At 30.6% G+C, this 24635-nt stretch carries 39 protein-coding genes; 38 read left to right on the plus strand and 1 reads right to left on the minus strand.

All coding sequences use genetic code 11. From position 1 onward, the window contains the following. From B7E05_RS22000 to B7E05_RS22625, 30 genes are all read left to right on the plus strand, one after another. A partial coding sequence (locus B7E05_RS22000; protein ID WP_218672687.1) for a hypothetical protein occupies positions 1–1061 on the plus strand: 1061 nt, incomplete at its 5' end. A 15-nt stretch (positions 1062–1076) separates the two neighbouring features. Then, a complete protein-coding gene (locus tag B7E05_RS00050) occupies positions 1077–1397 on the plus strand; it encodes a DUF5592 family protein (protein WP_080871711.1) in 321 nt (106 codons plus the stop codon). Beyond that, positions 1384–2034 carry a hypothetical protein gene (locus B7E05_RS00055; RefSeq protein WP_080871712.1) on the plus strand — a complete coding sequence of 217 codons (651 nt, stop codon included), beginning with the start codon at positions 1384–1386 and terminating at the stop codon, positions 2032–2034. Before B7E05_RS00050 ends, B7E05_RS00055 begins: the two co-directional genes overlap by 14 nt. 19 nt (positions 2035–2053) lie before the next feature. Beyond that, entirely contained in the window at positions 2054–4000 is a 1947-nt protein-coding gene (locus tag B7E05_RS00060; RefSeq protein ID WP_080871790.1) for a VirB4 family type IV secretion system protein, read from the plus strand. Next, positions 4000–5133, plus strand: coding sequence for a lysozyme family protein (locus B7E05_RS00065; protein ID WP_080871713.1), 1134 nt, complete (start codon positions 4000–4002; stop codon positions 5131–5133). Before B7E05_RS00060 ends, B7E05_RS00065 begins: the two co-directional genes overlap by 1 nt. 46 nt (positions 5134–5179) lie before the next feature. Further along, the gene (locus B7E05_RS00070) at positions 5180–5785 is read left to right on the plus strand and encodes a hypothetical protein (RefSeq protein WP_080871714.1); all 606 of its coding nucleotides are present in this window, start codon (positions 5180–5182) and stop codon (positions 5783–5785) included. A 2-nt stretch (positions 5786–5787) separates the two neighbouring features. After that, a complete protein-coding gene (locus B7E05_RS00075) occupies positions 5788–6669 on the plus strand; it encodes a hypothetical protein (RefSeq protein ID WP_080871715.1) in 882 nt (293 codons plus the stop codon). Positions 6670–6953: 284 nt separating this feature from the next. Next, positions 6954–7205: a hypothetical protein gene (locus tag B7E05_RS00080; protein WP_080871716.1), complete on the plus strand. Its 252-nt coding sequence runs from the start codon at positions 6954–6956 to the stop codon at positions 7203–7205. A gap of 2 nt (positions 7206–7207) precedes the next feature. Then, positions 7208–8371 carry a MobP2 family relaxase gene (gene mobP2, locus B7E05_RS00085; protein ID WP_080871717.1) on the plus strand — a complete coding sequence of 388 codons (1164 nt, stop codon included), beginning with the start codon at positions 7208–7210 and terminating at the stop codon, positions 8369–8371. Further along, positions 8368–8793, plus strand: a complete 426-nt coding sequence (locus B7E05_RS00090) for a hypothetical protein (protein ID WP_080871718.1) — start codon at positions 8368–8370, stop codon at positions 8791–8793. Before mobP2 ends, B7E05_RS00090 begins: the two co-directional genes overlap by 4 nt. A gap of 7 nt (positions 8794–8800) precedes the next feature. Beyond that, positions 8801–9082 (plus strand): hypothetical protein, encoded by a 282-nt coding sequence (locus B7E05_RS00095; RefSeq protein ID WP_080871719.1) that lies wholly within the window; start codon positions 8801–8803, stop codon positions 9080–9082. Between the two features lie 17 nt (positions 9083–9099). Beyond that, positions 9100–11187, plus strand: coding sequence for an ArdC-like ssDNA-binding domain-containing protein (locus B7E05_RS00100; protein WP_080871720.1), 2088 nt, complete (start codon positions 9100–9102; stop codon positions 11185–11187). 30 nt (positions 11188–11217) lie between these two features. Further along, a complete protein-coding gene (locus B7E05_RS00105; RefSeq protein WP_080871721.1) occupies positions 11218–12162 on the plus strand; it encodes a DUF3991 and TOPRIM domain-containing protein in 945 nt (314 codons plus the stop codon). Between the two features lie 133 nt (positions 12163–12295). Further along, on the plus strand, positions 12296–12547 hold the full coding sequence (locus B7E05_RS00110) for a hypothetical protein (RefSeq protein WP_080871722.1): 252 nt from the start codon (positions 12296–12298) through the stop codon (positions 12545–12547). 147 nt (positions 12548–12694) lie between these two features. Beyond that, positions 12695–12943 (plus strand): hypothetical protein, encoded by a 249-nt coding sequence (locus B7E05_RS00115; protein WP_080871723.1) that lies wholly within the window; start codon positions 12695–12697, stop codon positions 12941–12943. A 109-nt stretch (positions 12944–13052) separates the two neighbouring features. Next, positions 13053–13472, plus strand: a complete 420-nt coding sequence (locus B7E05_RS00120; protein ID WP_080871724.1) for a hypothetical protein — start codon at positions 13053–13055, stop codon at positions 13470–13472. Positions 13473–13607: 135 nt separating this feature from the next. Then, positions 13608–14048, plus strand: coding sequence for a hypothetical protein (locus B7E05_RS00125; RefSeq protein ID WP_080871725.1), 441 nt, complete (start codon positions 13608–13610; stop codon positions 14046–14048). 63 nt (positions 14049–14111) lie between these two features. Then, complete coding sequence (locus tag B7E05_RS00130; protein WP_080871726.1) at positions 14112–14513, plus strand: DUF5348 domain-containing protein; 402 nt, start codon at positions 14112–14114, stop codon at positions 14511–14513. Between the two features lie 127 nt (positions 14514–14640). Further along, a complete protein-coding gene (locus B7E05_RS00135) occupies positions 14641–14823 on the plus strand; it encodes a hypothetical protein (RefSeq protein ID WP_080871727.1) in 183 nt (60 codons plus the stop codon). Between the two features lie 28 nt (positions 14824–14851). Next, positions 14852–15145, plus strand: coding sequence for a hypothetical protein (locus tag B7E05_RS00140; RefSeq protein ID WP_080871728.1), 294 nt, complete (start codon positions 14852–14854; stop codon positions 15143–15145). Positions 15146–15387: 242 nt separating this feature from the next. Then, complete coding sequence (locus B7E05_RS00145; protein WP_080871729.1) at positions 15388–15825, plus strand: single-stranded DNA-binding protein; 438 nt, start codon at positions 15388–15390, stop codon at positions 15823–15825. A gap of 71 nt (positions 15826–15896) precedes the next feature. After that, entirely contained in the window at positions 15897–16301 is a 405-nt protein-coding gene (locus B7E05_RS00150; RefSeq protein WP_080871730.1) for a hypothetical protein, read from the plus strand. A 33-nt stretch (positions 16302–16334) separates the two neighbouring features. After that, on the plus strand, positions 16335–16784 hold the full coding sequence (locus B7E05_RS00155) for a hypothetical protein (RefSeq protein ID WP_080871731.1): 450 nt from the start codon (positions 16335–16337) through the stop codon (positions 16782–16784). Between the two features lie 15 nt (positions 16785–16799). Next, positions 16800–17006, plus strand: coding sequence for a hypothetical protein (locus tag B7E05_RS00160; RefSeq protein WP_080871732.1), 207 nt, complete (start codon positions 16800–16802; stop codon positions 17004–17006). A 140-nt stretch (positions 17007–17146) separates the two neighbouring features. Next, a complete protein-coding gene (locus B7E05_RS22005) occupies positions 17147–17320 on the plus strand; it encodes a hypothetical protein (protein ID WP_179134416.1) in 174 nt (57 codons plus the stop codon). An 80-nt stretch (positions 17321–17400) separates the two neighbouring features. Beyond that, positions 17401–17721: a hypothetical protein gene (locus B7E05_RS00165; protein ID WP_080871733.1), complete on the plus strand. Its 321-nt coding sequence runs from the start codon at positions 17401–17403 to the stop codon at positions 17719–17721. Continuing rightward, positions 17714–18103, plus strand: a complete 390-nt coding sequence (locus tag B7E05_RS00170) for a hypothetical protein (RefSeq protein WP_080871734.1) — start codon at positions 17714–17716, stop codon at positions 18101–18103. Before B7E05_RS00165 ends, B7E05_RS00170 begins: the two co-directional genes overlap by 8 nt. Positions 18104–18228: 125 nt before the next feature. Further along, positions 18229–18501 carry a hypothetical protein gene (locus B7E05_RS00175; protein ID WP_080871735.1) on the plus strand — a complete coding sequence of 91 codons (273 nt, stop codon included), beginning with the start codon at positions 18229–18231 and terminating at the stop codon, positions 18499–18501. Continuing rightward, positions 18498–19169: a hypothetical protein gene (locus tag B7E05_RS00180; RefSeq protein ID WP_080871736.1), complete on the plus strand. Its 672-nt coding sequence runs from the start codon at positions 18498–18500 to the stop codon at positions 19167–19169. Before B7E05_RS00175 ends, B7E05_RS00180 begins: the two co-directional genes overlap by 4 nt. Positions 19170–19574: 405 nt before the next feature. Further along, positions 19575–19658: a putative holin-like toxin gene (locus B7E05_RS22625; RefSeq protein ID WP_425435075.1), complete on the plus strand. Its 84-nt coding sequence runs from the start codon at positions 19575–19577 to the stop codon at positions 19656–19658. 283 nt (positions 19659–19941) lie between these two features. Here the strand turns inward: B7E05_RS22625 and B7E05_RS00190 are convergent, their stop codons facing one another. Continuing rightward, complete coding sequence (locus B7E05_RS00190; protein WP_179134417.1) at positions 19942–20574, minus strand: AbrB/MazE/SpoVT family DNA-binding domain-containing protein; 633 nt, start codon at positions 20572–20574, stop codon at positions 19942–19944. 188 nt (positions 20575–20762) lie between these two features. Between B7E05_RS00190 and B7E05_RS00195 the strand changes: the two genes are divergently transcribed. From B7E05_RS00195 to B7E05_RS00235, 8 genes are all read left to right on the plus strand, one after another. Continuing rightward, positions 20763–21125 (plus strand): hypothetical protein, encoded by a 363-nt coding sequence (locus B7E05_RS00195; RefSeq protein ID WP_080871739.1) that lies wholly within the window; start codon positions 20763–20765, stop codon positions 21123–21125. A 145-nt stretch (positions 21126–21270) separates the two neighbouring features. After that, a complete protein-coding gene (locus tag B7E05_RS00200; RefSeq protein WP_245832896.1) occupies positions 21271–21963 on the plus strand; it encodes a SprT-like domain-containing protein in 693 nt (230 codons plus the stop codon). 196 nt (positions 21964–22159) lie between these two features. Then, positions 22160–22600 carry a YopX family protein gene (locus tag B7E05_RS00205; protein WP_179134418.1) on the plus strand — a complete coding sequence of 147 codons (441 nt, stop codon included), beginning with the start codon at positions 22160–22162 and terminating at the stop codon, positions 22598–22600. A gap of 45 nt (positions 22601–22645) precedes the next feature. Further along, positions 22646–22867 carry a hypothetical protein gene (locus tag B7E05_RS00210; RefSeq protein ID WP_080871741.1) on the plus strand — a complete coding sequence of 74 codons (222 nt, stop codon included), beginning with the start codon at positions 22646–22648 and terminating at the stop codon, positions 22865–22867. 81 nt (positions 22868–22948) lie between these two features. Beyond that, positions 22949–23134, plus strand: coding sequence for a hypothetical protein (locus tag B7E05_RS00215; protein ID WP_080871742.1), 186 nt, complete (start codon positions 22949–22951; stop codon positions 23132–23134). Between the two features lie 87 nt (positions 23135–23221). Next, positions 23222–23467, plus strand: coding sequence for a hypothetical protein (locus tag B7E05_RS00220; protein ID WP_080871743.1), 246 nt, complete (start codon positions 23222–23224; stop codon positions 23465–23467). Positions 23468–23820: 353 nt separating this feature from the next. Continuing rightward, positions 23821–24000: a hypothetical protein gene (locus tag B7E05_RS00230; RefSeq protein ID WP_080871745.1), complete on the plus strand. Its 180-nt coding sequence runs from the start codon at positions 23821–23823 to the stop codon at positions 23998–24000. A 1-nt stretch (position 24001) separates the two neighbouring features. After that, positions 24002–24622, plus strand: coding sequence for a hypothetical protein (locus B7E05_RS00235; protein ID WP_080871746.1), 621 nt, complete (start codon positions 24002–24004; stop codon positions 24620–24622). Positions 24623–24635: the final 13 nt, after the last annotated feature.

Here is a 24635-nt window from a genome sequence, read left to right on the forward strand (position 1 = left end):
AGAGTACCAGTGGCGTTGCAGGTATGGCAGGTCTGGTAAGTGGATTTAAGAATGGTAAACAACAAAACTCTTCCAATGGTGAACAGACGAAAAATGAATCTGGAAATAACACTGAAGCAACTACAGGTCAAACGGATGGTACAGAATCTGAATCTACAGAACAAAGTGACAATACTAATCCATCCTCTGGACACACCGACCAACCTAGTGGATTGCATCAAGAAATGGCTCAAAAGAATAAAAATAGCGATGGGGAAAATGGAAAACCTAAACCTTTACGTCAAAGAATGGCTGATAAATTTAAAGGCAAGGGTAAAGGTAAGGGAAATAATGTATCGAAAACAGGAAACCCAACTACAAGTAATCCAAACAGTCAGCAGACACAATCTGTAGATGGTGAAAATAATAGTCCAGAAACTACTACGGTTGCAAATCAGCAATCGAAGCAAAATAATCCTACGCCTTCAGGAAAAGGTACACAAAATAATCCTACACCATCTGCAAATGAAGGAAATCAAACAACAAATCCAACACCGTCAACTGGTGCAGGAAATGGAAAACAACAAACGACAACTTATGAAAATCAGCAATCCAAACAGAATACGCCTAAAACATCTACTGGAAAAACGAACGGACAAACGACAAAAACATCCACTGGTAGAAATAATGGCGGAAACCCTAGTGGAAATCAGCAAACAAGCACACAACAAACGCAAAAATCAGGAAATGGTTCTCCATCTGTTAGCACAAGTAGTGGAGGAAATAATCCTACGCCTACTCCAACACCAACAACTGGCGGTGGAAATACTAGTGGGTCAGAAAAAGTAAATACAGTAGATAATACAACGGTTGTATCTAATGACAATACTTCAACGCAAAAAGAAGTGACGAAAGAAAACAATCATGTTATTGAAGAAAACAGAACAGCCGGACAAGTAATTAAAGAAAGAGTATCGAAAACAATTCATTCTAATAGAACAATCAATAATGCTAAACGTAATTATCAAATCGGTAGCAATACTGGTAAATCTATTAGAAGAAATTTCAAAAGAAGAAAATAAAAGAGGTGATCTGGTTTGGCTAATTACCGAATACCAAAAAATGTATCGAGTGAATTAAAACTAAATAAAGCCTTATATCTAACAGATTTAGGTGTATTAATCACTGTATTAGTTTTAACCATTATACTCAATAACGTTGTACATGAAAGCTATACATGGTTTTTCTATGGCTTTATGGTTTGTGTGGCAGGGGCTCTTATTATAAGACCTGCCTCCAACCCTAAAAAACGAATGTATGTAGCTATTTATTTGTCTTTACGAAAGAGAAAAGACACGTATTGTGCAATTGATTATGAAATAGATGAAAGCGAGGAATTAAACGATGGCAATATTTGAAGAAAAATCCAAAAAAAACGGTTCTTTTATTCCCGAAAAGCAAACCCCCATCTTCGATGAAAAAAGCATGCATAAAGAAAAAGTTAAAAAAGAGAAAAAGGTGCGAGTGAAGCCAAGTTTTGCCGACATGTCTCCTTATGTTGATATAACTGCCAACGGCTATATTGAATTAAGAGATGAAGATGGATATTTTGAAATTGTTCAATTAACATCCAAAGATATCTATTCCCAAAACAGCGATGACAGAGAAAAAGATATCTTCCTTCTTGCTTATTTTTTTCAGTGGTATTTATACGATATTAAAATTATTCCTTTAAATTTTCCGGTAGATACCAGTTCTCAACAAAGGCATCTCTTAAAAAAATTAAAAAAGGAAACGAGAGAAGCCTATCGTTACTTCTTGCAACAAAAATTAGATGAATTAATTTTTATTGAGACAGAGCGTACCAATAGGGAATATTACATGTTGGTTTATGCAGATGATGAATTCACCTTACAGACACGTTTAAACCACGTATACCGGTTACTACAACCTGTGCTTCCAGTGGTTCACTTGAATGACCAGAAGAAAATAAATATTGTTTATAAAATCAATAACTTAAACTCTAAAAATAAATCAGCTAAGGGGGCGAATTAATATGTCTGTTGTAAAAAACATTTTATCTAAAGTGCAAAGGAAAACAGATATTGAAAATGAGAGCGAAAAAGAAAGTCTGGGATATAACCCCTACTTACTATCTGAAGTACAGCCACAAGGTGGTATACGCTTTGATGAAGCGTATACCAGAAAAGGGGATGGTTATGAAACCTGCATTCATGTTTATGATTATCAAACGATTGTTAATGAATTTTGGTTAGAGCAGATTATGAACATGCCAAATGTAGTGGCAACTTTAGATGTTTCTACACCAAACCGGAAAGAAATTGCAGATAAGTTAAACAAGTCTATGGCTGAACAAAAAAATAGGGGAGAAACAGCTAAAGATACTTCTGATCTAATAGAAGCATCAGAAAGCTACGAAGAATTACAAGAAGTCTATAACTCTATTCGCCAAGGCGAGGTTATGAAACGTATTATTATTCGTCTTTTTGTCAGTGCAAAGACAATTGATGAATTGGAATTATCCGTTAAGGAAGTTATTGATAATCTGGAATCATTGAATTTTAGAGGTTCTGTATTTCTGAATGAACAAGAATATGAATGGCAGAGCATGTTTACGAATTATAATGTCCAACAAAAATATGCCAATAAAAGAAAGGGCATAGAGATTCCTTCCCTATCCTTAGCGGCAGGATTCCCATTTCATTTTACGTCATTAAATGACCCTTATGGAACGCATTTAGGTACAACAGAAACGAACGGAAATGTAATCTTTGACCTTTTTCATCAGGACAGAATCCGTAAATTTTACAATGCTTTAATGATTGGAAAGATGCGTTCCGGTAAATCAACTACACTTAAAAAAATTGCTTTGGATAGTGCGGTAAAAGGTCATAAAGTTAGAGTTTTAGATATAACAGGAGAGTTTGAAGACCTCACTCTAGCAAACGATGGGAAGGTAATTGCATTAGATGGCTCTAATGGATTAATTAATCCGTTACAAGTTTATAAGACCGTTACACTTGACGATGGCTCGACAGACGAAAAAGGGTCATTTACACAACATTTAAGTAAAATGAGTGTATTCTATCGATTTTTAAGACCTGATGTTGGGAATCAAGAAATTCTCTTATTTGAAAATATATTGAGAGATTTATACGTCAAAAAAGGATTGTGGAATGATGATTACGTTCAAAATATAACAGAGCAACCAAACGAAAACTACCCTACCATGAGCGAATTACTGAATTTGGTGAGAGTAGAACTTTATGAAGACTTCGAGATTAAAAAGATACATGAAAACTTAACGGAGAATCGAAGTAAATTACTAGAAAATATTGAATTAATTCTAGAAAACCTTGTTAAAAACTATGGTCATTTATTCGATGGACAATCTAGTTTAGAACATTTTGATGAAATCGATTTTGTATCATTCCCTTTAAGAAATCTTGCAGAATTGAAGCCAGAAGTGTTTCAGGCTCAACTATTTAATGTAATGAATATGCTTTGGCAAGGAATGCTTGTAAATGGACAGCCCCAATATAAAGCATTTAATAAGCACTTATTAGATTTTGAAGATGCAGTCAGATATTTAATAATAATTGATGAAGCACACCACATTATTAATACAGAAAAAGGCGCTGAATCACGTTTGAAATATATCAAAAATTTTATGAGAGAAGCCAGAAAATATTTTGGTGCGATATTCTTTGCAAGTCATTTAATAACAGACTTTGTACCAGAAAATGCAGACCAAGCAAGTGCAGAAGAAATCAAAAAAATATTCAATTTAACGCAATATAAATTTATTTCACAACAAGATAGTGAATCTCTAAAAAAATTAAAAGAAGTATTTGCAGGACAGCTAAATGAATCAGAATTAGCACAAATACCATTTTTACAAACAGGAGAAGCCATTTTATCTATTTCAGGACTAAAGAACTTAAAAATGACAGTTGATGTTTCGCAGGCAGAATTAGACTTATTTGGTGGTGGTGCTTAATGAAAAAACTTGCGAAGGGTCTTATCTTTGGAGCTACATTAAAATGGAAACTAATAATTGGTGGTTCGCTCGCATTGATAGCTCTTTTAGTTATTCTTGCCATCGGAATCTTCCAATCTATTATTGGAGGTTCTGGTGATGATTCATCGCAAGACGGAGAATTTGTTGATATAGAATCCGGATCGCAACAAATAAGTGAAACCGTTGAACAGTATAGAGATGACGTAGAATATTATGCTAAAGAATATGAAGTAGAAGAATATGTTGATGTTTTATTAGCAATGATGGAACAAGAATCTAGTGGAAAGGGCAGTGACCCTTTCCAAGCTAGTGAAAGTAAATGTGGTTATATTGGATGCATTACTGACCCAAAAGAATCAATCGAACAAGGAGTAAAATATTTCTCTGAAGTATTAGAACAAGCCGAAGGAGATGTGGAATTAACGTTACAATCATATAACTTTGGTGGAGGTTTTATTGATTTTGTTCTGGATAAAGGAGAATCATATTCTAAAGAGTTAGCGATTGAATTTTCATCAATGAAATACGCTGAATTGAGACATACTGGTATTTATTCATGTATACATCCAGAGTATTCAGATGTAGGAGCATGTTACGGAGATGTAGAATATGTAGATAATGTTTTAAGATATTATCAGCCTGTTTCATCTGACCAATTAGAAGGAGTAGAAACAGCAAATGCAAGTGCAGAAGATGGAGATTTTGCAAGTCCGGTAGAAACGCCACTAGTTACATCTGAATTTGGTAATCGAACACATCCGGTTACAGGTGAGGTTGGAAAATTTCATAGCGGAATTGATTTTGGATGCAACAATGGTGTCACGAATATTTTGTCATCAGCTAACGGAGAGGTTGTTTTTTCTGATTGGTCTACTGGATATGGTAATACAGTGATTGTTCAACATGATGATAATTTATATACGCATTATGCACATATGAGTTCAAACAGTGTAAGTGTAGGAGATAGTGTTTCCCAAGGTGAAGAAGTAGGAGTATGCGGAAGCACAGGTCAATCAACAGGACCACATCTGCATTTTGAAGTTAAAGAAGAAGCATGGGGCGGACACAATAATCCTAGAGATTATATAGATGTACCGGAAATACAAAGTTAAAGAAAACGATCTAATTATAAATTAGTTTCTTAAAAGGAGTGATTCAATGGATGTTATAAAATTGTTCCGAAACATTGTTATTATTTTATTAATTCTTGCTGTGATAGTAAACATATATTTATTTATATCAAACAAGAATAGCAATGAAGAAATCGAAGCAATAAATGAAGAAAATACCGAATTAAGAAGTGAGAACGAATCACTTCAATATGAGGTAGATAATTACTCAAATACGGAAAGAGAAGAATATTATAATACGTTAGTAGAACAAGCAGACAAGTTTATAAACCTTGCTTATACTGTAAAACAAGAAGGATATGAACAACGAAAAAGTGAAAGTGAAAAGATTATGAATGATGATTTGATACAAACATTTTATCCTTCTGATACTTTGTATCAAGAAGATATTATAACAGAAATTGATAACCCAAAAATCTATATTGAAAAGCTAGAAAAAGGACAAAATAGAGTGAACGCTTTGGTAGAAATGGAGCATAAAACAGATTATTTGAACAATGGTAAAAGCTATGTATCTAACTTAATTGTTCGAATTACATTTGAAAATATAGAAGGAGAATGGATTGCAGTTGAGCATCATGCTATAACTGAAGATGGAGAACTTAGTGATTTAAACAGTGAGGAAGGTGAATAAAAATGTTATCAAAAGATAGAGTTTCTTTAAAGAGAAATTCCAGTAAAGTTTATATTTCTATCGTTATTGTAATGGTATTAGGTTTTGGTTTTTTTATTACTTCTGGATTTATTTTTGAAGAAAAAATTCCTGTAATGGCATCTCCAATTAATGAAGAAATTGAAATATCAACTAGCCAAAACTTAAAAATATATGAATGGATATATGATAAAGATAAGAATGAAATGCAAATAATTTTAGAAACAAATAATTTCAAACGAGATTACGACAGTATAAATTTTGAAGCATTTCAGCGCAGTGATGGTGAACAAGTATCAATCGAAAATATATATACGATGGATGATGTTCATGTTTTAAAAGTAACAGATTTTGACCCTGAATATATTCAAATTGCTATTGATGTCATTGGTGAAAATCAAACAAATGATGTAGAAGAAAGTGGAGATGTTGATAATCAATATGAAGAAATAGAATCTCAAAATGATGAAAATCAGCCGGATGTAGAAATAGTTGATACAATATTTACAGATTATCGAGAAGTAAATAATGATGAAATTATTCTGGAAAAGGATACAGATTATACAAACTATATATCTGAAATTATAATCGCAGATACTGAACAAGAAATTGAAAAAACCAATACTTTAATTGAAGCAAAGAATCAAGAAATAGAAGATAATAAATCAAGAATACAAGAATTAACTGACGAAAAAGTTTATCAAACACAAGACGAAAAAGTAACAACAGATTCTAATATAAATGGATTGGAAACTGAAAACCAAACAATCGAAGATGAAATCGGAACATTAGAATTTAGCATTACAGAATTAGAAGATAAAATTCAAAAAACCAAACAAAAACAAAGAGAAGAATTATTGAATTAACATCAAAATATAAGAAGGGTATCAGCTAAAAATGATGCCCTTTTTTATTTTTATACTATGCACAAACTATGCACGAAGGCTTTTATGGTATGCACGAATCATGCACAAAATATAAAAAATATGCACAAACTATGCACAAAAACCAATATTAGCGATAGCGTGAAAAAACTTGGCTCTGCCAAGGATAACACCTCCGGTGATATCATTTTTCCCTTATGCTCTTTCTATCATGGGTGGACTCTCTAATCATTTGATGGTAAAATATTAAAAAAGAGGTGATAATCGTGGATTTAGTTATTAGAAATATAAACCCAACTATCTTAGGAGAGTACAGTGAAAAAGCAAAAAAAGTAGGTAAATCACGACAAGAATATTTAAAAGATATGATTGAAAGCTACAGCATTTTAAATAATATAAACGACAGAGAAAGAGAATATAAAAATCAGTTAGAATTAAATTCACAGTTAATGATGGAGTTAAAAAAATCATTAGATCGGAATAATAGCTTATTGGAATTATTAATGGAAGATGATTAATAATGATAAATACAGATAAGAAAGCATCCGTAATTATAAAATCAAAATTTATTGTTAGTAATAATTCAGATAAAAAAAGTTTCAATGAATATATTAATTATATAGATAGGGAAGAAGCAAAAAATAAAATCGAATTTGCAGACTATAATAATTATATGGATGATGAAATGAAAACAAGTTCTTTATTTACAGAAGATGATGATAGCGTTTCTGAACAAAAGAAAGAAGAAATAAAAAAAGCATTTAAAAAAGCGCAAGATAAAGGAAGTGTTTTATGGCAGGATGTTGTTTCTTTTGATAATGATTGGTTAGAAGAAAACGGTGTTTATAATAAAAAGACAAAATATGTTGATGATAAAAAGCTGAAAGATATTACTAGGAAATCTATGAAAGAAATGCTTGATAAAAATCATATTGATAATAATGCTATTTGGTCAGGGGCGATTCATCACAACACAGACAATATTCATATTCATATTGCTACCGTTGAACTGTCCCCGAACAATTACAGAGGGAAAAGAAAATTAAAATCATTAGAAAAAGTAAAATCAAATTTTATTAATAAAATTATGGATAGGTCAAAAGAACATGAGAATATAAATAGCATTATAAGAAAGGATATTGTTCATAGTAAAAAAGAAAATCAAACCTTTAATATGTTCAATCGTACTTTCAAAAAAGATTTCTTATCAATTTATAAAGCACTCCCTGAAAATAAAAGATATTGGAATTATGGATATAATAATATAAATCATGTCAAACCTAAAATTAATGAACTTACAAAAAAATATATCGATAAGTATCATAAAGATGATTTTGAAAAGTTAGATAAACTTTTAGATAAAGAAGTAGATAATTTAAAAAAAGTTTATGGTAAAGGTAATAATAAACGTTACGATGATTACAAAAAAAATAAAATGGATGATTTATATAAAAGAATGGGTAATGCCTTCTTGCAAGAAATGAAAGAGTACGATAAAAAAATAAACAAAATTGAAGAAAAAGATATTCCAAAACCTATGAAGAACGCAAAAAAAAATGTAGCTTTCAAGCAAGTAAGATATGGTTTAGATCGTTTTATATATAGCGATATAAAATCAATGAAAAACCAACGAGCATTTGAAGAATTGCAAAGAAAAACAGAACAGGAAGGGAGATATCAATGAGTGAATATTATGCTAAAAGGTTACGAATATCAAAAGAATCATATGATTACATGATGAAGTATGCTGAAGAAAATAATATCACCAGAGACAATCGAGTTATTAACCATATTATACAAGACCATAAAGAAATGAATAATATTGATTCCCAAAAAGGTGATTTAATTTCTTCTATTAGTGAAGGTATTTCAAAGGAAATTAATAAGGAAATAAGAAGAATCAGATTAGGTACAAATAATACTGATAGAAACACACAAGTTATTATTGAGTTGTTGAATGGATTGTTCCTTAACGATGATGTGAATGATATTATCACAACAGATCAGATGGAAACACAAGCACTAACAACAGCAAGAGATACTGTTCAAAAAAGAATCGAACATCTGCAACAAAAAAGAGCAGATTACTATTCAAAAGGAGAGTGATTTTACTATGAATAATAATTTATTGAAGTATGAATTTGGTGTAATTAAAGAGTACGGAGAAAATGAAGCAATCGTTGATGTTTATGGAAAGGAATATCATATATTGCTTTCCGATGAAGAAGATAAAATACTTCAAAGCATGCTTTTAAATGAGAATATTTCTTATGTCGGATTTGATACAGAAAATGAAAAAATTGTATTTGATGATGTATTTAATATGAAGGAATTAGAGAATGAAGTTGTTTCAGATATTGATTATGGTGTATCAGATGATGGTAAAGCAGAATAAATATTGGAGGTAATAAAATGGCAAGAAAAAAATATAAAACTCCTGAACAAAGAAAAAAAGAAGTGAATGAATTAGCCACTATGAATAATGAGAAAGTAAATAATTATTTTGATTCACCTGAAAATCTTAAAGAATACTTTGACTTTATGGCAAACATGAACTTTTATGATTATTCTACTCGAAATTCGATACTCATTCAGAATCAATTCATCGGTGCAAAAGCTGTAGGTAGTTTTAAATTTTGGAAAGATAAAGGTTTCCCTGTAGAAAAAGGTGAAAAAGGAATCAAAATATTAGCACCGTATATTTATAAAACTTTTGATAGGGAAAAAAACGGTAATAAAGTTACTACGCCAGTAAAATATGCAACTTCAGATGAAAAAGAAAAAATCAATCGTGGAGATATCGCTGTTAAAGAAAATCTTTCATATACAGTAGGTCATGTTTTTGACATATCTCAAACAAAAGCAACACAAAAAGATTTACCACAAATTTTCCCTAACAAGTGGTTAGATGGTTCAGTTGAAAATTACGAAGCTATGAGACAATCGCTTGAAAATCTATCTAAAGATATGGGAGTAGAAATTTTAGATAAACCTTTAAGAGAAGAATTGGGTGCATCTAAAGGAGCTTATGTTGAATATTCACAAGTTAATGCGAATGGAGAAATGGAAAAAAAGAAAGGCATAGAGTTAAATCCTAGAAATGGAGAATTACAAAATGTAAAAACTCTTGTACATGAATTAGCTCATGCTAAACTGCATAATTCGGAAACTGAAAACAGCAAGAAATTAAATCATTCAGAGATGGAATTTCAAGCAGAAATGACAGCGTATACGGTTTGTTCATACTTTAATATTGATACCAGTGATTATAGTTTACGGTATCTTGACCAATACACGAATAATCACGAAGATATCAATGACCGGATAGCTTTGTTAGATGAAGTCAAGCAAACATCCTATGAATTCACTTCTCATATTGAAAAGGATTTATTACTAGAAAAATCTTTTGATTATTCAGTTGAAAATAGTATGGAAAATGAATTGTCCGATCTAAAAGATAAATATAATGATGTTCAAATTATAGTGGATGATAAAATAACAAGTATTAGCTCCTTATCTGAAGAACAATTTGACCATTACTTTTCAGACGAACATGGACGTAACATTTTAGAACAGTATGAAGGCATGGAGAAAGATGAAGTCATTAAAAACTTTAATAACTTAGGTCTGGAAAAAGGCGTAGATACAAACGTGAAAATGGTTGATGGACACTTAAAAGAACCTCATGCTTTTGTTGTTTGGAGCGAAGCAAAAACAGATAATCGATTAATGCCAGTTCAAGAAATGGATAAAATGTTAGCAAAAGAAAATCTATCTAGTTTTGTACATTCTAATTATGATAAAACAAGAGTAAATTTAGTCGTTCCTAATGATGGAAAGGTATCAGTGCATCAATTGGACAGAATTGATTTAGGGGATGGACACCATACCAGTTTATCTAATCATCTGAAAGAAACGAATCCCAATTTATTAAAACATTTACCCAAAGACAACAATCATCTGAATGAAGTTTATAATGAGAATACTATTTCTGAAACGATTAAAGGTATATATAACAAAAACCTTCAACTAGAAAACAGTCCGAATACAGATGAATTAGAAATGGAAGTAGCAAAAGGAAAGCTGACACAATTGGAATCTTTTGCTAAAGAAAATATAGGAATGAATCAGTCTAAAATCGATGAATTAAAAGGTCAAGTTTACACTGATTTCACCTATCGAAATGATTATAAAAACACTTTCAATGAAATGGTTAACCTTCAAGGTTCTTACAAAAAATATCAGGAATACCTCAAAGAAGAAAATAAAGGCTCATTATCAGAAGAAAAGATTGTCAATCGGATGAAGGCAGAGAACTCGTATTTAAAACAGAGGGAAGATGCAATTGAATCCGGAAATATAGATGAAGGTACGATTGAGAAGATGGAAAAGTTTGTGACGAAAGATTCCAAAACTATTACTGATGAAAAAAAGAAGGAAAAGGTTCTTCCCTTTCAAAAAAAGGGGATTAAAAGCAATGAATATGGATTGAACATGTAATACTTCAATACTTGTTAGGGGTGAACTGAAATGAGGGTATCGTCAGAGGAAATCGAACAAGCTAAAGAAGTACCACTAATAGATTTTATTGAAGCTAACGGTATAGATGTAGAAAAAGAAGGGAAAAACTACCGATTAGTTGAACATGACAGCTTAGTAATCACCGGAAATAAATTCTATTGGAATAGTCGTTCTGAAGGCGGATACGGATCGATAAGTTTTGCTATGACATATTATGACTTAAAGTTTCCTGAAGCCGTAAAACGTGTGAATGACCATGAATACAAGGAATTTACAAATGTGGCTGAAGAAGAGAAACAGCCGTTTTTCTATCCAGAACAATATGAAGTAAGTGATACTTCTGCAATTAAAAATTATCTTTGCAACGAAAGAAAGATTGATGAAAGAGTAGTTGATTGGTGTATCCGAAAAGACTTATTAGTTCAGGATAGGTTAAACAATGCTGTTTTTAAGTGGAAAGATAAAGAAGGAAACGTTGTCGGCGGAGATAGACAAGGAACAGAGAAAGTAGACAATAAAAGGGGTACAATGAAAAAAATGATTCCATCGTCATCAGAAGAACATGGTTTTAACATTAAAATTGGAAATCCTGATAAAATTGCCTATTTTGAATCACCAATTGATATGTTATCTTACTGGTCAATAAAGAAGGAAAAATTACAAGACGTACAATTAGTTAGTATGGGAGGGTTGAAACAAAAGCCAGTTACAAAGACTTTTGTTGATTTGAAGAACGATGGGCATGAAATTAAAAAGTTTGTATCTTGCGTTGACAATGACGAAGCCGGAGATGAATTTGAACAAAAAATGCAAAAAACGATTGGAATATTAAAAGGTGTGAGCCTAGAAGAAGATAGACCGATTGAAGAAAAAGATTGGAATGATACATTGAAAAAAGTCCACTCCCAGAAAAAGACAAACCATATAGCGCAAGCACAAATTCATGAGATGTAACTACGATTCATAGCAACCTTTTCTAATAACCAAAAGAGAAGGTTGCTATTTTATTATTCCTTCTATTGTAGTATTGTAGTATTGTGTTACGTATGATATAATAGGTGTATAAATAAAAGAAAGGCGTGATAACGTGTTATTTCTTAATAAAAACGATTTAGACTTGTTGCTTATAGGTGAATCTAATTGGGATTACTTCAAGGACAAAAACTATGATTCTGTCTATGCAATAGCAAAGAAAGGGACTGGCAGTAAAGATTGTATCTTTGGCGATACGAAACACTTTAGAAACTGGCTCTTAAAGGAGTTATCAATAAATGATAAGCTAGAAGCAAAGCTAACCTCCAAAGGCTTCTCACTTATTCCTGAATACGAAATTAAATAAAATCGCATGATGTTATTCTATAAGTCGAGAAGGGGAAACCCTTCTTCCTTATCATGTGTTATTGTGGTATTCCGGTATTTTTGGTTATGCTATAATGTTAAGTGAATAAGTAAATATACTGTAAATAGAGTGTGGGAGGGTTAATATATGAGTACAGGAAGTATTATTAATGCGTCATTAACTATTTCAATGGCAGTCATTATTCCTATAGTAATTTATTTAATTTTAATAAATGTTATTAAAGTAAAAAGTAAATTCAATTCGATTATTTGTTTTCTCTTAATTATCTTTTTAATTTGGGATTTTTCTGCATATTTTACAATAGGTTTCCAAGGAATTTTCACAACAACAGTTAAAACTATTGCAAATATGTTTTTAAAACTATTGCAAACATGATTAGTGGAGTGTGAAACATCAATATGGATTTATTGTAACGATCAGTAATAGCCAGAAAATGAAAGGCTCTTGATTTGGTTGGAGAAAAGCTAAGAAAGGAACGATTGAAATGAATAGCATTGTTATAGTGTTGTTTCTATTTTTCATGATTTATCAACTTTATAACTTATATGTAAATAAAGAGAAAAAAATCGTAAGAGATATTGTTTCCTACTATGAAAATATGGGATGGGATAACCAAGCGATAGATTATTTGAAAATTGATTTAAGCGAGATAACTAAACCTGAAGAAATGTCTAATCTGGCATATTTTGCTGAACAGTTTCCTCCATCTGAACATGAAAATTTAGTGATTTTGAGTGAGGTTCAACGCCATATATTAAATAATAAAGACAACAGAAACTATGCTTGGTATCATCCAGTCTCAATCTATTTAAACGATGATTCATTCCTAGAAGCAAATATGGAAGCGCAGGAAAGGCATGAGAAAAATAGATATTGGGAAGACTATTATAGTAATGCAAAATGAGAGCAAGTGTTTATTTAGGAACAAAACTACTTCTTAAACAGAATCAGTTTTGTTCTTTTTATGTATTATTGTGGTATTGTGTTAATTATTTAACTGTGCTATAATGTTAAGTAAATAAGAATTAAGGAGGTTCGTATGAGTAATATAGATTTACTAATGAAAGTAATCGAATATTTTATGCTTTATTCTTATAGAATAGCAGGACTCTTTATAATCTTACTCTTAATAACTATAATTTCAGTTCAAGCAATCAAAATTATACACTTATTATTAATTAAATCAAAAGAAAAATGGTACGGAAATTTAAGCACAATAGAAAACCTTCAGTTGAAAAGAAAACAGATATTTGCAACAGAATGTCTTCTGACATCCTATTGCATTGCTTCTATAATTCTAATGAATATTGATACAATATGGATAACTGAAAATTTATGGATTATTGAAGATTATATTAATTCTTCTCTTTTATTGTATATTGGTTTATTATTATTAATAAATATCCAACTTTCATTCAAGAATAATAAGATACGTCAATTAATAGAAAGAAAAAGTTCTAAATTAATCCCAAACGGCTAAAAAATTGCAAAAAGTGGTTTGTTACACATTAAATATTCTATAAATTATAAGAGGAGTGAAGTAATGAAAAATGTCTTTGAAGTCAAGGCTGATTTGCAGAGTTTACGTTATCATTTAGGGAAATTAGATGATTTAGATCATAATTTTAAATACAATTATGATGACCCTGACGAAAAATTTCTTGCGAGGAAAGTGAATCGTTGCCTAGCAATGGCAATGGAGCTAGAAGGAGAAATCACATCACTAACCAGAGGAATTCTGACGTCTGGAAATTTAGTCAGAAATATGAGTGGACGCTATGAAGTTGACGGAATTGAATTAACATCCGGTAGAGTAATTGAATATTGGGATAGAAAATATAATGAATGGTTAGAAGACAGAATAGAACATTTTAACAATGATTATGGGTTAATTTATAAAAAAACTAATGATATTGATGGTTTGCGTGTAAGGATTAGAAATTAGTAAAAACAAAAGCTGTCTGCCTATATATGGGTAGATGGCTTTTGTTTTTACTAAACATAATGTAGTATTGTGTCATTGTGTTATATGTGCATTTGTGTTATTGTATAAAAAAGGAGTTGGAATTTATATGACGCAAATACTTCTAGTTGGTATGTTTCTTTTCATCTCAGGAATTATGATTCTTTTTATCACAGGAATGGTTTTCGGGGTGTTTACTAAAAATAACGGAGGACGTAACGTGAAGATAGTTGCTGTACTCTTTGCTATTGTGATGGTGCTTTTAATTATAAACATAACAGGAATGATATAGAAATATAAAATAAGGTGGTGATTAATATATGGGTACAGGATTAGATAAAACTCTCAATAAATATCTCTTAATGATATCGCTTATAGTATTAGTAAATATGTTAAACTTTATAGTTGCTTCAATGCTTGCTCAAGTCATTCTTTACAGTATGAGTTTGCTTGCAGATCACTTTAGTAATAATTACACTATCATTATAGTTATACTATCTATCCTATTAATGTTAGCACTTTTGCTAGCAATGCTCTTAACATCAATAAAGGCAACAAATTACATTTTAAAAAAGTTTTTGAAAAGTGACAAATCATTGAGAAGGAAATTCTGAATATATTAATGGCGATATTTAATGAATCAGGGAACTCTTAATTAAAGTGAAACAAATAAGACTGATTATTCGTATAAAAAGTAGTATGTAAAGATTAGAAGTTAATTAAAGAAGCCGTCTGCCTATATATGGGTGGATGGCTTAAATTTTAACTAAAACGAAAAATGTATTATTGTAGCATTGTGTTATTGTGTTGTTTGTGATATAATAAGGTAACTACTTAAAAAGGAGAGATTTATAAAATGAATAATGTAAATTTGATTGGTAGACTTACAAAAGATGTTGACTTACGTTATACGTCCAATGGGGTTGCAGTTGCCAACTTCTCGATTGCGGTAAATAGACCCTTTTCTAATCAACAGGGGAATAATGATGCAGACTTTTTCAACTGTGTAGTTTGGCGTAGAATAGCTGAAAATACAGCGAATTATTGTAAAAAAGGTTCACAAGTCGGCATTTCTGGCAGACTTCAATCAAGAAGTTTTGACGGACAAGATGGAAAAAAAGTATATATAACAGAGGTGGTTGCTGAAAACGTTCAATTTCTTGATACTAGAAACGGAAACGATAACAACAAACAAAAAGAGCAAAACAAATCAGATCTCCAGAACAATCAATCAAATTCATCTAATGAGAATGGAGAACCAGTTGATATAGATAATGATGATTTACCATTTTAATCAGTTATCAGATTACTACCCTTCTGCGGAAGGGTAGTAAATGACATTCATATAAAAAGAGAGGTGTTTCTATGCGTGCGTTGCAATATATAGGATTAGGTATTTTAGCAATCGTAGCATTTGTTCTTGTCGGCTATATATTCGCAGGAGTTCCTGTAACGTTAGTTCAAGGCTCATTAAGTGTCCCTGTAGAAAATCTATTGAAATTTGATTTATGGAAACTTGGAACTATAGTTTATTGTTTCATATTAGCATGGGTTACTTATCTTATAAGAGAAAAGTTTTTACAGACCTCTGGTCTTAATATATTTATCGGCATATATGTAAGTATATCTGTTATTTGGATTTTAATGATTCTTGCCGGATGGATGCTTCCTCCAATAATGCAAAGTTTAATGGAGTTGATAGCTGACAATATCGGAGTGGTTCTTGTATTACTTTTCATTCTGTATACTTCTATAAATGTTAAAAAATAAATGTTTGTGGACTATAAAAAAGGAGATGAAGATATGGATTTAATGCAAAAACATGAAAAACTAATGAAATTTAATAGCGTGAAGTTAAATGTTGTATTGGATGCAATGAGAACAGAAGACAACGATACAGCAGTACAAACATCAAAAGAGATTGCTTATAGTATTTATGATATCGATAGACCTTTTTGGAAGGATGCAGTACCAACTTTAATAAGTGCAGTTATATTGGCTCAATGTGAAGATATAATTTCTACTGGAAAAGGCAAAATTAGCTTTAAGTCTATAGCTGAAACATATGAAGATAAATTTAATTATGAAGATAAAAAAGTATATGTAGATAAATTGGATGATTATTTTGTTTCTCGACAAGAGTGCTCCCTATCTAAACAAATTTACGATTTCATTCTAAATGTTAAAGACGAAAAAAAAGACCGCATTTTCAAAGAAGCCATTATTACTATTAAATCGATCAAACATTATTAGGAGGATTAGAATAACATGAAAAAAATATTCCCACCTTCAATTGTGTTTTTGCAGAATTTGGCTTTAATCATATTGTTTATTATAGGTTTGGCAGGATTAATTTTAATACAAGATATTGTCTTTCAAATTGGTTCTTCTGGAGTAATTATTTTATCGGTTTTAGGGTTAATTATGAACTTACGTTATCTAATAAATAAACGGACTGATAAGGGAAATAAATAAAGTTCGGATTTTAATATAAATTAGAGCTGACCCTGGATAAAAAACGTTCGGATTTACTCGTGGAAATCCTAGATAAATTCCGGTTGCAAGAAACCTGTTTTATTGTAAAACATGAATATTAATAAGGAGTTGTTATATATATGACGTACTTACTTGCTGTTGTTGGAGTAATATTTTTTACCGCAGGTATGCAAATCGGTTTATTTACAAAGAAGAACAGAGAACGAAACGTGATGATAGGAGCATTTCTCATGCTCGTAGGATTTGTGTTTTTGGCAATATATATAATGCAATCAAACGGAAATCCATTTTAAATAGGAAGGGTGTATTATCAAGATATCCTTTATAGATTATGGAATTATGCTGAAAAGGTACAGAAAGGAGCGATAACGTAATGAGTGAATATCATAAAAATGTGCAGAAAATGATTTACCCTAATAAAGAAAAATATGGACTTGATTGTTCTTGTGTTTATCTAATAGAGAGTGTAGATGAAGATAACTTTATTGTTTTTAGAGCATTACCTGAAGAAGAATTTCAATCACGAAAAGATACTGATGATTGGATAATTAAATATGAAAATGATCCTTATCTTTACCTATCCAATTTGCCCTCGTATGAACTTGCTGAAGTAGCTGTTAAAAGTTATTGGAAAGCAATAGATGAACTTGTGACAAAGTTTGATTACAAAAGGAGCGATAATCAAAATGATTAAGTACGCAATCAAATTACATGAAAATCATAAACAAGGACATTTAATTTTTCATGCTGTACCAGAAGAACATACTAATGAACACATACCACCAAGTTATGATGATTATAGTTGGCAATGGTATTTAACAAATGAAAAAGGTGTTCTAGGTAGACCTATTGATGAACATGTATATGAAAGTTATATTACTTCAACAGAACAAATTGAATATGAAAAATATGATGGAATGTACCTGTATGCCGAATACCTAAATAAACATACACAAGAAAGAAAAAGGACTGAATTTGTTAGGCTATCTAGTGATATGGATGAAATGATTAACTTAAACGTTCCTTTTGATAAACTATCAATTTACGATGAAAAAGGAGCGATAATCAATGAATAAAATGAAGAAGTATATTCTCCCTCATAAAACGATAGGTTACGGTTTTAAAAAATTGAAATTTAGATAAAATCAGTAAGTCCTTTATTATTAAATAGCCATTAAAAATTAATAGGGGGGTTATGAATATGGGAGTTGCTGTTTTAGGGGGCTTAGGAACTACTGTTCTAGAAAAAGTGTTTTTAATAATGGTTGGTATGATTATTTTATCAATCTTTTTCGTTATAATTAAAGTGATATTTACAAAAAAGAAAAACAAGATATTATTAATCATTGGAATCCTTTTCTTGGGATACTTATTACTTGATTTTTCTGCAACTTTAATAATAGATTACGATGGTATGTTTGCTAAAATTGATCCGATTGCTGAATTGATAAATAGAGAGGGACTGATTAAATGAGTAGTAGAGATTTATCAAATAGTAATGTAAATTTAAGTGAAGAAATCCATTTGCTTATTACTTCTAATTATGAAGAATTTGTTGACCCATTATATGAAAGAAATTCTGAATTTATAATTGAGAGCATTATCCTATATCTTGAACAAATATATGGACAAAAAATCAATAAAAATACTGCAATTCAAGAAATAATAAATCTATTTATGTATTTTAGTAAACATAACTATACCGGTACATTTTTTTGGGAAAAAATAAAAAAAGAGACGGGTTATAAATGTATCTCTATCGATATGCTATCTGAAAAAGCTAAAAATAACCTATTTGGTTATGTATCTGTATCAATAACATCTGGTCTAATTGATGGTGTAATTATTGAAGAAAAAAATTTCATTCCAAAGATTTCATGTGAAGTATTTTTTGAGAATGAAAATAATAGTGGAGATATAGTGAAAGTAACTAACTGTACATTTAACAACTTTATACTAGAGATGAATATTGAAGTACCCAAAGAACTGTTCCACAAACTAGATGGCGAGATACAAAAAAAGTGTCTATCCTATGCTTATGACGTTTTGGAAAAATTCGGACAAAATAAAGAGTTGGAGTTGAATAAGTTTTTTCCAGATGAAAATGATATGACTGTTTTTTGTGTTTATTTAATAAAATAAATTCCTGATTATTGAGAATGTGGAGGATAATTAAATCATGTATAAACAAGAATTAGAAAATAAAATTATAAAGTTAGAGCTTATAATTCAAAAAAGTAAAAATATAGTAAGGGGCTTATGTTTTGCGTTAATTTCTTATGCAGTGTTACTGTGGGTGCTTCATTTCTCCACAAACTATGATATTTATGTCAATCATGACAAACACCTCCTGCCGGCTCTTTTCGTAGCATTGTTACTTCTTTTTTTAACAGTTTCCTCCAAATCCGTTCTTATTCATTGGAAAAGATTATATGATAAATAGCACATGATATGCTATAATAATAGCAGTGCATAAGGCTTTCATGGTGGTGGCGCACTCCCTTTAACCATACCTTTCAATCACATCACGAAAGGGGGTGTTGCCTTATGACGGTCTTCGAAGCTTTAATGCTTGCTATAGCGTTTGGAACTCTGATTATAGCAATACTGTCATTCGAGCAAAAAAAATAACCACCTAAGCCTAGCAAAGCAAACAGTGGTCATTTCTTATGGAATTAAAGTTTGTGTAGCTGCCCCCTTGAAGGGCTATTGCACAATGCGTCTGGTGAACCACCACCGGACGCTTTTTTAATATATGCTCTAACTATTGTTATTATACCCTATTTCTAATAAAAAAAACAAGTACAGTAGAACGTAAAACACAGGTAAGAAAAATTCAAGTTAGATCAGAAGCAAAAGTTCGATTCCATACAGGTATAACAGCGATTCAAAAAAGTTAAATTTCTATAAAAATTTAGTCTACATATATAGTTTTAACATTAAATGTATCATAATTTAATTCATAATGCTCTATAACCATTCCACCTGTATCTAGGGTGATTGAATAATGACTGCGTAATTTTAATAAGTCGTTAGGGTCAAAAACTTGTGATATTAATATTAGTTTCTTTCCACTTAGATGAATAGGTGCTATCAAATCAAAGTTGTAGTTTCCGGCTTCATTAATGACAACAAGTTCATAATCACCATACTGGACTTTAGATGCGGTTTTGGGTTCCAAATATTCTGTTTCAAAACATGTAATATCAATATAGTTTTCTAATTCCTTATGTTCGCTAATAGGCTCTATTACAGCAACTTTTTTATCTGCACATTGATTTACCAAAAAACTCTTCGAAAGAAGGTTCTTACCAGAACGTGACCTACCTTTAATTATAATTGGTAAACCATTATTCATTAATAAGGAAATAAGATTCATTTTCGATTGGTTTTTAATACTAAATTCCGCCTTTTCCATAATCGCTTGTTTATCAGATTCAATGGTGAACGTAATATGGTCTCCTGTACTCAAATTCATCACATCCCTAACTGTTTTTGGTAAAGTAATTTGACCTTTACTGGTTATGGTAGAATTTAATTCATTCACAATTAATCACTCCTTACTTTTTCCTTACTATTAATTATAACCAAAAGTAAGGAAAAAGTAAAAGAGTTGTTTATTTTAATTGCCAATCATGTCAAAAATGCGTTATTGTGTTATTGTGTTATAAAATCTGTTGTGATATAATGAAATTATATTTAAGAAGGATAATAATATCAAATAGGAGGGGAACTATGATTTTTGGAAATAAACGTAAAAATGAAATTGAATTTGCCGGAACATTAGGAGAATTTGTTGCTAAATTATACGATTTAGGTTTTTGGGAAAATGATGAAACATATAAAAAATATATATCAGAAGATGTATATAGTCATTTTAATAATACATTTCTTAATTATTCAGCAAATTTGGACGAGAAAAGCATTTCGTTTGGAAAAGGTCTTGGCGTTTCTTCAGTAAACAGCCGTCCCACTTATCCTGATGAAACAATAGTAAGAATTTATACAGAAGGATACACAAATGAGGAAATAAATGAAGCTATTCATGAAACGTTAAAAAAATTAGAAAAACAGCGGGATTCAGAAAACAGTGTCTAACACGAAATTCAAAGAATTCATTATAAAAATGTACAATAATTTCTAATAGAAATATAAGTTAAAAATAGAGTTTGGACTTCTATTTCTTTCTGCAAGTCCAAACTAATATTTTTTGAACCATATGGTTCAAAAAAAGGAGGACACTATGACGGAAATAGTTACTATTGATAAAGTTACAAGCGAATTATATAAAGCATTCGATTTGTTTAATGAAAAATATTTTGAAAACGAATTACCAATAACTGCCATAACTATTCAATCATCAGGACATAAAAGAAATTCTATGGGGTGGTGTACGACAAGCGAGGTTTGGGGAGATAAAGAAGGAAAAATAAAAATGTATGAAATTAATCTGACACCAGAATTTTTAGACTTAAACTTTCATGAAACAATGGATACATTACTGCATGAAATGGTTCATCTTTTTCATATGGTGAAGGGAATCAAAGATACAAGCAGAAAAGGAACATATCATAACAAAAATTTTAAAAAGAAAGTGTTGGAGATAGGTTTTGAGTATAAGGATGATAAACCAGATTCATTACATGGTTGGTCATTCGCCAGAATCGGCGAAAAAGTGAAGAGAGAAATTGATGAAATGAATATCAATAAAGATTTTTTCTCTATTTCTAGGAAAGGTTTTTACTACTTTCAGCAAATTGAGAATGGAAGTTCTCCAGAGGAAATCGAAACCGAATCAGCTAGAGGTACTGGTACATCTACTCCTTCATCCTATAAATGGGTTTGTGAAGACTGTGGACTTATAATGCGGTCAACAAAAAAAGAAGTGAATGTAATATGTGGTGACTGCGATAAAACATTAATAAAAAACGAATAATAAATACACTTTCTAGTGAGCGGGAATGATAAAATATGGTTGTTTTCATATCTGTCATTGCTTGTGTAATTATATTCCTTATTTATAAATCATTCCGATCTTTCCGAAAAAAAAAAGAGAGAGATTCAGGTATGATTTCAAATAGCCTAACATGTCATAAAAAGTAATGATTATAATTAGTTTGGGAGGTATAATGATGGGTAACAACGAATTTCAAGCATGGGATGAAGAATTCAATAAAATCTATGACGGTACTGAAATAGAAAATCGTGAAGATTTAATCGCTTGTCTATCTCATGGGAAATTGCGCATTTACAAAATAGAAAATGGAGAGCATACAGAATTAAAACCTTTAAAAGTCTTCCAGAAAGAGATTAAGAACAAAAATAAGTTAATTGAAGGAGATATACTGACAGCCGAACAATATCCTTTTCAACTTCAAGGTGAATATAATTATCATGGTGTTGTGGAATGGGATGATGATGAAGTAACTTGCTTTCTAACGTTACGATGTGTCGGGAAAGGAAAACGTGGTATTTCTGATTATGTAAGCTCTCCATTAATGGACTACGATTTATTAGAGTTTAACGCAATAGGAAATATATATGAAAATCCAGAACTTTTAAATATGAACTAAGTGGTGTGTGGAGAATTGATGATTTATAAAAGGGAGGTTTAATTGATGGATAATAAGAAAGAGAATCAAACTGAAAGTTTCATTGAAATTGACCCAAAAGGAACTATTATAGAAGATTTAGTAAAAATGGGATATAAGGTAGAGCGAATTAATATACAGGATTTAGATTTTAAAAACATTAGTAAATTTAACCCTTCTAAAGTTTTAAGTGATGAAGAATTGAAATTTGCTAAAAAATATATAGATAGGTTTTACTTAAATGACTAATTAAAGAACAAGGGAATAGTGTATGAATGTGTGTCAAAAACTAATTATCGATACCAAAGAGGTCAGGAGAGATGATTAAAAATGATTATTGTATCTGCCGTTCTTTTAATTTTCGGCGTTTTCATGATGCTTATCGGCTCAAAAATATTAAAGAAAGATAATGAACCGATTTTATTTGTTCTCGGGATTGTATGCTTTTTCTGCGGAATATCAATGATGTTTATCCCATTACTCCAGACCCTTCTCCAAGATGGAATTAATATATAAAATCAAACACAATAACACAGATGTAGCATTGTGTTATTGTGTTATTTATGATATAATGGAATTAACAAATTAAGGAGATGATCTGAATTGGAATTAACTCAAAAAGAAAAAATAGTTGTTGAATTTATTTCAGAAGTTATGAAAGATTATGGTGATGGTTTTTCAGATGTGGATATGGATGATATTACAGAAAACTTAAAAATGTCCCAATCGACCGCAAAGGGTGTTATTGGTTCTCTTGTGAAAAAGGAAGTATTATTGACTTTAGATGTAAATAAAGAAAACACAATATATTATTTAGCAAATTTCGCACAAGATAAGGAGTTACCATGATTTATTTTATAGCGGTCTTATTTGCTTTATTAATTACAACCTTTGTCGTTTTGGTTGCTTTATTCATATCCAGAGGTTCTGACTGGGAAAGGAAAATGCATACTGTAGTAATTTCCATTTTAATAGCTTCAGCAGTTTGTATGGTATTATATTCCTTACCAGAGCTTTACGACATTATTAATTCTTAAAAAAAAATAAAAACTATTTATTTTTTTAATTGAATTGTTCAATCAAAGTATACTCTGTGAGAACACCCGAAAATGTTATTCTATTAGTATTTAATATTGTTCAATCAATGTTCAATCTGAATGTGGTAAAATAAAGTTAATTTACAACCAAAAAGGAGAATTGTTATGAATACTAAGAATATAACAGAGCAATCCAAAATAAGAGCTGAAAAAATTGCAAAAGAAAACGGTGGGTTTTTAGTTCCTGTATACTCGGTTATTAAAACCGATGATAAGGGAAGGGCTATGAATATTACTCACGATCATCTAAATGATGTTAAATACATAGATAAAGGAGGTGTTTAAAATGAATACACTGGAAAATATAATTTTTCCAATTATTTTGGGATTAATAATTCTATCATGTTTGGTTAGTTATTTATCTTATAAGTTTTATCTTTCAAAAGCCAGCAAAAATTTCAAAAGAGAAATTAATGTTGAATTAGATAAAGAACAGCCAGATTTTCAAAAAATCATAACAAATATAATCGACTTTCAAAAGAAAAACAAAAAATATCCTTACTTCGTTTCACAAGTAGTAAACAGTGTTAAAGAGAGCGCCTTTTCGAGATTACACAAGATAGTTTCAATGGAATTAAATAAGGAACAACCTGACTTACAAAAAAATACATCACTCCTTCACGAACTGGAAAGGCTCACTTATGATGAGGTGTCAAGAATGTATTATCGAGATTTAAAAGAAGAACTTGGTAAAATATATCAAAAACAAAAAATGGTTGGGATAGAAAAAGTACTCACCGGTAAATTAGGTCATTCAGATTTTATGTTAAATAAAGTTGACAATAAAGAAAATTGGTATCAATTAGAAGCTAAAGATGGCAATTATCTAGCTCTCTTTTCAATAGAAGGGATTCCCCCTAATATAAAACTAGTCAAGTTCTTTAAAACTAATAAAGACATAAATTAATTCATCTAAAAGG

This window comes from Oceanobacillus timonensis (assembly GCF_900166635.1).
GTDB lineage: Bacteria > Bacillota > Bacilli > Bacillales > Amphibacillaceae > Oceanobacillus > Oceanobacillus timonensis.